Here is a 7,820-nt window from a genome sequence, read left to right as displayed (position 1 = left end):
GGCAGGGCGATCACCAGGATCTTCAGGATGATCCAGAGCAGCGCACCGATGTCGCCCAGTGACAGCAGCCACTGGTGCAGCGGGTCGACCGCGTTCAACAGCAATTCGTTCATGCAGCCACCACCGTTACGCGTGCGGCACCCAGCGGTGCGGTTGCACCGTGGCCCGATTCAATCCAGACCGAGCCCGCGGCGACGCGGGTGTCGACCACCACCGGCAGGGTGGCACGGCCGGCATCGGTGCCGACCTTGGCCATCTGCCCTTCCACCAACTGCAGGCGGGCGGCATCGTCGGCATTGAGCACGATGCGCGGGGCGTTGTTGAGCGGATGCGACTGCAGTGCCTGGGCGCGACGGACCACCGAATCGGTGCGGTAGATCGCGGCGGTGGAGGTCACTTCCAGGCCCTCGCCCGTCACCGGCGTGGCCGCCGAGGACGAAACGGTGACACTGACCGGGGCCAGGCTGGCGCGCAGGCCGGCCAGGTCGGTGAACTCGAAACCGGCCAGCGCCAGCTCGCCACCCAATGCACGCAGCACACGCCAGCCTTCACGCGCCTCGCCCGGCAGCTTGCCGCCGGCACGGGCCGACTGCTCGCGACCATCGAGGTTGGTCAGGGTGGCATCGACTTCCGGCAGTGCGCCGATCGGCAGGATCACGTCGGCGACATCGCGGGTGGAGGCACAGGCGAACTGGCTGAAGGCCACCACCTGGGCACCGGCCAGCGCCTTGCGGGCAGCGGCGGCGTCGGCGAAGTCCAGGCCCGGCTCGATGCCGTAGATGGCATAGGCCTTGCGCGGCTGGGCCAGCATGGCACTGACGTCCTTGCCGGCCGGCAGCACGCCGGCGCGGGTCAGGCCCACGGCATTGGCGCCCTGCGGGATGCGGCACAGCCTGGCGCCGGTAGCGGCGGCGAAATCACGCGCAGCGGCGCGGATCGCGGCAGCCTGCGGGTGGTTTTCGGCGATCGCACCGACGATCAGCACAGCGTTGCTGGCGCCCGTGACCGCATCGCGCAGGTCGGCGTTGCCGAGCGCGTCGATGAAGGCGGACGGGGCGACGATCTGCTTGCTGGCCAGCTTGAACGCGAAATCGAAGTCCACCGGATTGACGGCGTGGATCTTCGCGTTGCGCGTGGTCTGCGCCTTGCGCAGGCGGGCGTGCAGCAGCGGCAGTTCGTGGCGGATGTTGCTGCCGAGCACGACGATGCTGTCGGCGCCTTCGATCTCGGCCAGCGGCAGGCCGAATACTTCGGCGGTGGCGGCGTCGGAGAAGTCGCGGTTGTTGATGCGGTGATCGATGTTGCTGGTACCCAGGCCGGCGGCGAGACGGGCCAGCAGCGCGCCCTCCTCGTTGGAGGCCGACGGGTGCACCAGCACGCCGAGGTCATCGCCCTGGTGGGCGCTCAGGATGTCCTTGGCGGCGGCCAGGCCTTCGGCCCAGCTCACTTCCTTCCACTCGCCATTGACCTTGCGCAGCGGCTTGACCGCACGGTCTTCGCTGTACAGGCCCTGGTGCGAATAGCGGTCGCGATCGGACAGCCAGCATTCGTTGACGGCCTCGTTGTCGCGCGGCACCGCGCGCAGCACTTCGCCGCGACGCACGTGCAGGAACAGGTTCGAGCCCATCGCGTCGTGGTAACCCAGCGACTCGCGTGCGGTCAGTTCCCACGGACGGGCGCGGAACTGGAACACCTTGTTGGTCAGCGCGCCGACCGGGCAGACGTCGACGACGTTGCCGGACAGCTCGGTGGTCAGCGGCTTGCCGTCGTAGGTGCCGATCTGCAGGTTTTCACCGCGGTACATGCCACCCAGCTCGTAGGTACCGGCGACGTCGGCGGTGAAGCGGACGCAGCGGGTGCACTGGATGCAGCGGGTCATTTCGGTGGCGACCAGCGGACCGATGTCCTCGTCGGGCACCACGCGCTTGCGCTCGTTGAAGCGGCTGACCGAACGGCCATAACCCAGCGAGACGTCCTGCAGTTCGCACTCGCCGCCCTGATCGCAGATCGGGCAGTCCAGCGGGTGGTTGATCAGCAGGAATTCCATCACCGAGCGCTGGAACTTCAGCGCCTTTTCACTGCGGGTGGCGACCTTCATGCCATCCATGACCGGCGTGGCGCAGGCCGGCGCCGGCTTGGGCGACTTTTCCACGTCGACCAGGCACATGCGGCAGTTGGCGGCGATCGGCAGCTTCTCGTGGTAGCAGAAGCGCGGAATCGGGATGCCGGCCTTGTCGGCGGCCTGGATGATCATCGAGCCCTTGGGCACGACCAGCGACTGGCCGTCGATTTCGACGGTCACGTGGTCCGGTGGCACGCTCGGGTTCACGGGTTGCGCGCTCATGCGGCGGCTGCCTCCACCTTCTTGCCGTCAACCATCGAATGACCGTTGACGATGTAATACTCGAATTCGTCCCAGAACTGGCGCAGGAAGCCCTGGATGGGCCATGCCGCCGCTTCACCGAACGCGCAGATGGTGTGGCCTTCGATCTGGCCGGCCACCGTCTTCAACTGATGCAGGTCTTCCATCGTGGCCTTGCCGGCGACGATGCGCTCGAGCACGCGGTGCATCCAGCCGGTGCCTTCACGGCACGGGGTGCACTGCCCACAGGATTCCTTGTGGAAGAACTGGCTGATGCGGCAGGCGAACTTGACGCAGCAGACGCTGTCGTCGAGCACCACGATGGCACCCGAGCCCAGGCCGGTGCCCAGGGCACGCAGGGTGTCGTAGTCCATCTGCAGGCCCTTGAGCTCTTCAGCCTTCAGCACCGGCATCGAGACGCCGCCCGGGACCGCGCCCTTGAGGGTGCGGCCCGGCTTCAGACCACCGGCCATTTCCAGCAGGTCGTCGAAGGTGGTGCCCAGCGGCACCTCGAAGTTGCCGCCCTTCTGCACGCAGCCGGAAACCGAGAAGATCTTCGGGCCGCCGTTCTTGGTCAGGCTCAGGCCAGCAAACCATTCCGGGCCGTTGCGGATGATCGCCGGCACCGAGGCATAGGTCTCGGTGTTGTTGATCGTCGACGGCTTGCCGTACAGGCCGAAATTGGCCGGGAACGGCGGCTTGTAGCGCGGCTGGCCCTTCTTGCCTTCCAGCGATTCCATCAGCGCGGTTTCTTCGCCGCAGATGTAGGCGCCGGCGCCCAGCGCGCCGTAGATGTCGATGTCCACGCCGCTGCCGAGGATGTTCTTGCCCAGCCAGCCATTGGCGTACGCGTCGGCCAGGGCCTGCTCGAAGTTCTCGAACGGCTCGTGGTGGAACTCACCACGCAGGTAGTTGTAGCCCACGGTCGAGCCGGTGGCGTAGCAGGCGATCGCCATGCCTTCCACGACCGAATGCGGGTTGTAACGCAGGATGTCGCGGTCCTTGCAGGTCCCCGGCTCGGATTCATCCGAGTTGCAGAGGATGTACTTCTGCATGCTGCCCTTGGGCATGAAGGACCACTTCAGGCCGGTCGGGAAGCCGGCGCCACCGCGGCCGCGCAGGTTGGACTGCTTGACCATCTCGATGACCTGCTCCGGCGAGATCTTCTCTTCGAGGATCTTGCGCAGCGCGGCGTAACCACCGGTCTTGAGGTAGCTCTCATACGACCACGGAGTGTCGTAATGCAGGGTGGTGTAGACCACCTGGTGCGGCAGCGGTGCGGGACCGACCGGACCACTGGGTGCGTGATGATGTGCCATGTCTTACTCCAACCCGTCCAGCAGCTCGTCGACTTTCTCGACGGTCAGGCGCTCGTGGTAATGGCCGTTGATGACCATCATCGGCGCACCGGCGCAACCGGCCAGGCATTCTTCTTCGCGCTTGAGGTAGATGCGGCCGTCGGCGGTGGACTGACCGGTCTTGCAGCCGAGCTTCTTTTCGGCGTGCGCGACCAGGTCTTCGGCGCCGTTCAACCAGCAGCTGATGTTGGTGCAGAAGGCAACGTTGTGGCGACCGACCTTCTCCAGCTCGAACATCGAGTAGAAGCTGGCCACTTCGTAGGCCCACACCGGCGGCAGGTCCAGGTACTTGGCAACGCCGGCGATCAACTCGTCGGTCAGCCAGCCTGCGTTCTGTTCCTGTGCGGCGTGCAGGCCCTGCAGGACAGCCGAGCGCTTGCGATCCGGCGGGAACTTGGCCAGCCAGTGATCGATGTGCGCACGGGTCTTGTCGTTCAAGACCACCATCGGGTCGACGTCGCGCGCCGCCTCGAAATTACCTGTCGCCTTCATCGGCCGACCTCAGCGAATACGAAATCGTTAAAAACCAGAACCTGCAGCGCCGGCAGCAGCCGGCGGGTGTCAGGCATCGTGCAAGCGGATGCGATCACCGGTCCACCTCGCCGAACACCAGATCGTAGGTACCGATCATGGCGACCACGTCGGCGAGCATGTGCCCGCGCACGATCGAGTCGATCGAGGACAGATGGGCAAAGCCCGGCGCGCGCAGGTGCACGCGGAACGGCTTGTTGGCACCATCGGACATCAGGTAGCAGCCGAACTCGCCCTTGGGCGCTTCGACGGCGGCGTAAGTTTCGCCGGCCGGCACGCAGTAGCCTTCACTGAACAGCTTGAAGTGATGGATCAGCGCTTCCATGTCGTCCTTCATGTCTTCGCGGCTGGGCGGCGCGACCTTGAAGTTCTTGACCATGACCGGGCCGGGGTTGGCCTTGAGCCAGGTGACGCACTGCTTGATGATGCGGTTGGACTCGCGCATCTCGGCCACGCGGACCAGGTAACGGTCGTAGCAGTCGCCTTCCTTGCCGAGCGGGATGTCGAAATCGACCGCATCGTACTTGGCATACGGCTGCTTCTTGCGCAGATCCCAGGCAACGCCCGAGCCACGCAGCATCACGCCGGTCATGCCCCAGGCATGCGCCAGTTCGGGGGTGACCACGCCGATACCGACGGTACGCTGCTTCCAGATGCGGTTGTCGGTGAGCAGGGTTTCGTACTCGTCGACACGCTTGGGGAACTCGACGGTGAAGTTCTCCAGGAAATCGAGCAGCGAACCTTCGCGCGAGGCGTTGAGGTTCTTCAGGGCATTGCCCTTGTGCCAGCGCGATTCCTTGTACTTGGGCATGCGGTCCGGGAGGTCGCGGTAGACGCCGCCCGGACGGTAGTACGCGGCGTGCATGCGCGCGCCGGAGACCGCTTCATAGCAGTCCATCAGCTCTTCGCGCTCGCGGAAGGCGTACAGCATGACCGCCATCGCGCCCAGATCGAGCGCGTTGGAGCCCAGCCACATCAGGTGGTTCAGGATGCGGGTGATTTCGTCGAACATGGTGCGGATGTACTGCGCACGCTCGGGCGCTTCGATTCCCATCAGGGTCTCGATCGCGCGCACGTAGGCGTGCTCGTTGCACATCATCGACACGTAATCCAGGCGATCCATGTAACCGATCGACTGGTTGAACGGCTTGGACTCGGCCAGCTTTTCGGTACCACGGTGCAGCAGGCCCACGTGGGGGTCGGCACGCATGATGGTTTCGCCGTCCATCTCCAGGATCAGGCGCAGCACACCGTGCGCGGCCGGATGCTGGGGACCGAAGTTCATGGTGTAGTTGCGGATCTCCTGGCGCAGTTCGGCCGGGTTGCTCGCAAAGGCCTGGTGGGCCTGGGTGAATTCGCTCACTTGCTTGCCTCCGACTGCGCGGATTCACCGGCAGCGGTCTGGAAACGGGCATCGTCACGGATCACGCGCGGCACGCCGACACGCGGTTCGACCGAGGTGACCGGTTCGTAGATGACGCGCTGCTTTTCTTCGTCGTAGCGCACTTCGACGTTGCCGATCAGCGGGAAATCCTTGCGGAACGGATGGCCGACGAAGCCGTAGTCGGTCAGGATCCGGCGCAGGTCCGGGTGGCCTTCGAAGATCACGCCGAACAGGTCGAACGCTTCGCGCTCGAACCAGTTCAGGCCGGGCCACACGTTGGTCAGCGAGGCGACCACCGGCAGTTCCTCGTTCGGCGCAAAGCAACGGATGCGCATGGTGAGGTTGTGCTGGTAGGAGCGCAGCTGGGCGACCACGGCGAAACGCTGCAGCGGGATCGGCTGCGGCTGGGCGCCATCGCTGGTTTCGCGGGTGGGGAACTCACCCCAGGCGAAACGACCGACGGACTTGCCCTCGACGCCACGGCTGAAGCCCTGGGACGACACATCGGCCGTGTCCCATTCGTCGCTGCCGTAGCCGAGGTAGTCCAGGCCGCACAGATCGACGGCCTGCTCGAAACCGAATTCGTCGCGCAGCGCCACAGCGGTGGCATGCCAGTCAGCGGCGGGCACTTCCAGCGTCACTTCGCCGCGGGGTTCGACCACGAAGACCTGCGCACCTGCGAAACGTGCGGAAAGTCGGTCGATGAAGGAAGGTGCTTGCTCTGCCATGGGGGCTTGGCGTGCTCTTGTCAGGAGGGATGTCAGCGGGCGATGGTCTGCGTACGCCAGATCTTCTTCTGCAATTGCAGGATCCCGTACACCAGCGCTTCGGCGGTAGGTGGGCAACCGGGAACATAAATGTCCACCGGCACCACGCGGTCACAGCCACGCACTACTGCATACGAGTAGTGGTAGTAGCCGCCACCGTTGGCGCAGCTGCCCATCGAGATGACCCACTTCGGGTCCGGCATCTGGTCATAGACCTTGCGCAGCGCCGGGGCCATCTTGTTGACCAGGGTGCCGGCCACGATCATCACGTCGGACTGACGCGGCGACGGGCGGAACACCACACCGTAGCGGTCAAGATCCAGGCGCGCGGCGCCGGCATGCATCATTTCCACGGCGCAGCAGGCCAGACCGAAGGTCATCGGCCACATCGAGCCGGTGCGCGCCCAGTTGAGCAGCGCATCGACACTGGTGGTCAGGTAACCCTTTTCCAGCAGCGGGTTGTCGCCTTCGGGGCGCAGGATGTCATCGACCCGCCCTTCCGGGACCGGGTTGTTCATCAGGCCGTCGAGCGTCTGAATCACTCCCATTCCAGCGCTCCCTTCTTCCAGACGTAAATGAAACCGAGGAAAAGCATGCCCACGAACAGGCCCATCGTGACCAGCGAACGTGCGCCCAGCTCCATGAAGACCTGGGTCCACGGCACGATGAAGATGATTTCCAAGTCAAATACGATGAACTGGATCGCGATCAGGTAGTAGCGCACATCGAACTTCATGCGCGCGTCCTCGAAAGCCTCGAAGCCGCATTCGTACGGCGAGAGCTTTTTCAGATCAGGACGTCGTGGACCGAGGAATCGGCCAACCAGCATCAGCGAAACGCCGATACCGGTGGCAACGATCAGAAACAGCAGAGACGGCAAATATTCGGCCAGCACAGCGATTCTCTCTTGCCTCTGCCGCTGCGCCTGCAGGCGCTTTGGCATGGGGGAGTGGACGGATACCGCTACCTGGCGCTTTGCGCGCCAGACGAACCCGCTTACAAACAAATGGTGCCCAAGAGGGGACTCGAACCCCTACGACTCTCGTCGCTACCACCTCAAGGTAGTGCGTCTACCAATTCCGCCACCTGGGCTTACGTTTGCATTGACGGGATTCCCTATCGGATCCCCTCAATGCGCCGCATATTGTAACCGTCTTCAGCGAGTCTGGGAGCCTTCCGAAGGCTTTTCTTCACCAGATTTCGGCGTTTCCGCCTGAGCCGGCACAGTAGCCTGCGGAACCGGCTGCTGCACAGCGGTTTCCGGGGCCTTGGGCACGGCCGGCAGTTCACCCGCCGGGGCGGCCGGGGTCGTTGCGACCGGGGCCGACATCAGACCGAGATCCTGGCCGCTGGTCGGACGCGAGCCATGGCTGGCGTACCAGGCCATGAAGAGGCTGATGCCGAAGAACACCACGGCC

At 64.8% G+C, this 7,820-nt stretch carries 7 protein-coding genes, 1 tRNA gene and 2 pseudogenes; all 10 read right to left on the bottom strand.

Annotation, left to right across the window (positions count from 1 at the left end):
* A pseudogene (locus RTO53_RS18600) lies at positions 1-113 on the bottom strand (NADH-quinone oxidoreductase subunit H); the annotation flags it as partial.
* Complete coding sequence (gene nuoG / locus RTO53_RS18595; RefSeq protein ID WP_312239175.1) at positions 110-2,344, bottom strand: NADH-quinone oxidoreductase subunit NuoG; 2,235 nt, start codon at positions 2,342-2,344, stop codon at positions 110-112. The gene nuoG and the pseudogene RTO53_RS18600, both read right to left, overlap by 4 nt.
* Entirely contained in the window at positions 2,341-3,681 is a 1,341-nt protein-coding gene (gene nuoF / locus RTO53_RS18590; protein ID WP_312239174.1) for an NADH-quinone oxidoreductase subunit NuoF, read from the bottom strand. The genes nuoG and nuoF overlap by 4 nt, the downstream gene beginning before the upstream one ends.
* A 3-nt stretch (positions 3,682-3,684) precedes the next feature.
* On the bottom strand, positions 3,685-4,212 hold the full coding sequence (gene nuoE / locus RTO53_RS18585) for an NADH-quinone oxidoreductase subunit NuoE (RefSeq protein ID WP_121038421.1): 528 nt from the start codon (positions 4,210-4,212) through the stop codon (positions 3,685-3,687).
* Between the two features lie 94 nt (positions 4,213-4,306).
* On the bottom strand, positions 4,307-5,614 hold the full coding sequence (locus RTO53_RS18580; protein WP_312239173.1) for an NADH-quinone oxidoreductase subunit D: 1,308 nt from the start codon (positions 5,612-5,614) through the stop codon (positions 4,307-4,309).
* On the bottom strand, positions 5,611-6,363 hold the full coding sequence (locus RTO53_RS18575; RefSeq protein WP_256774634.1) for an NADH-quinone oxidoreductase subunit C: 753 nt from the start codon (positions 6,361-6,363) through the stop codon (positions 5,611-5,613). Before RTO53_RS18575 ends, RTO53_RS18580 begins: the two co-directional genes overlap by 4 nt.
* 32 nt (positions 6,364-6,395) lie before the next feature.
* Positions 6,396-6,950 (bottom strand): NADH-quinone oxidoreductase subunit B, encoded by a 555-nt coding sequence (locus RTO53_RS18570; RefSeq protein ID WP_038687233.1) that lies wholly within the window; start codon positions 6,948-6,950, stop codon positions 6,396-6,398.
* The gene (locus tag RTO53_RS18565; protein ID WP_038691968.1) at positions 6,941-7,297 is read right to left on the bottom strand and encodes an NADH-quinone oxidoreductase subunit A; all 357 of its coding nucleotides are present in this window, start codon (positions 7,295-7,297) and stop codon (positions 6,941-6,943) included. The genes RTO53_RS18570 and RTO53_RS18565 overlap by 10 nt, the downstream gene beginning before the upstream one ends.
* Before the next feature lie 112 nt (positions 7,298-7,409).
* A tRNA-Leu gene (locus RTO53_RS18560) sits at positions 7,410-7,494 on the bottom strand.
* 64 nt (positions 7,495-7,558) lie between these two features.
* Positions 7,559-7,820: pseudogene (locus RTO53_RS18555) on the bottom strand (preprotein translocase subunit SecG); the annotation flags it as partial.

Origin of the sequence: Stenotrophomonas sp. (assembly GCF_031995405.1) — a bacterium.
Classification (GTDB): domain Bacteria; phylum Pseudomonadota; class Gammaproteobacteria; order Xanthomonadales; family Xanthomonadaceae; genus Stenotrophomonas.
This window is presented reverse-complemented; position numbering and strand designations above follow the sequence as displayed.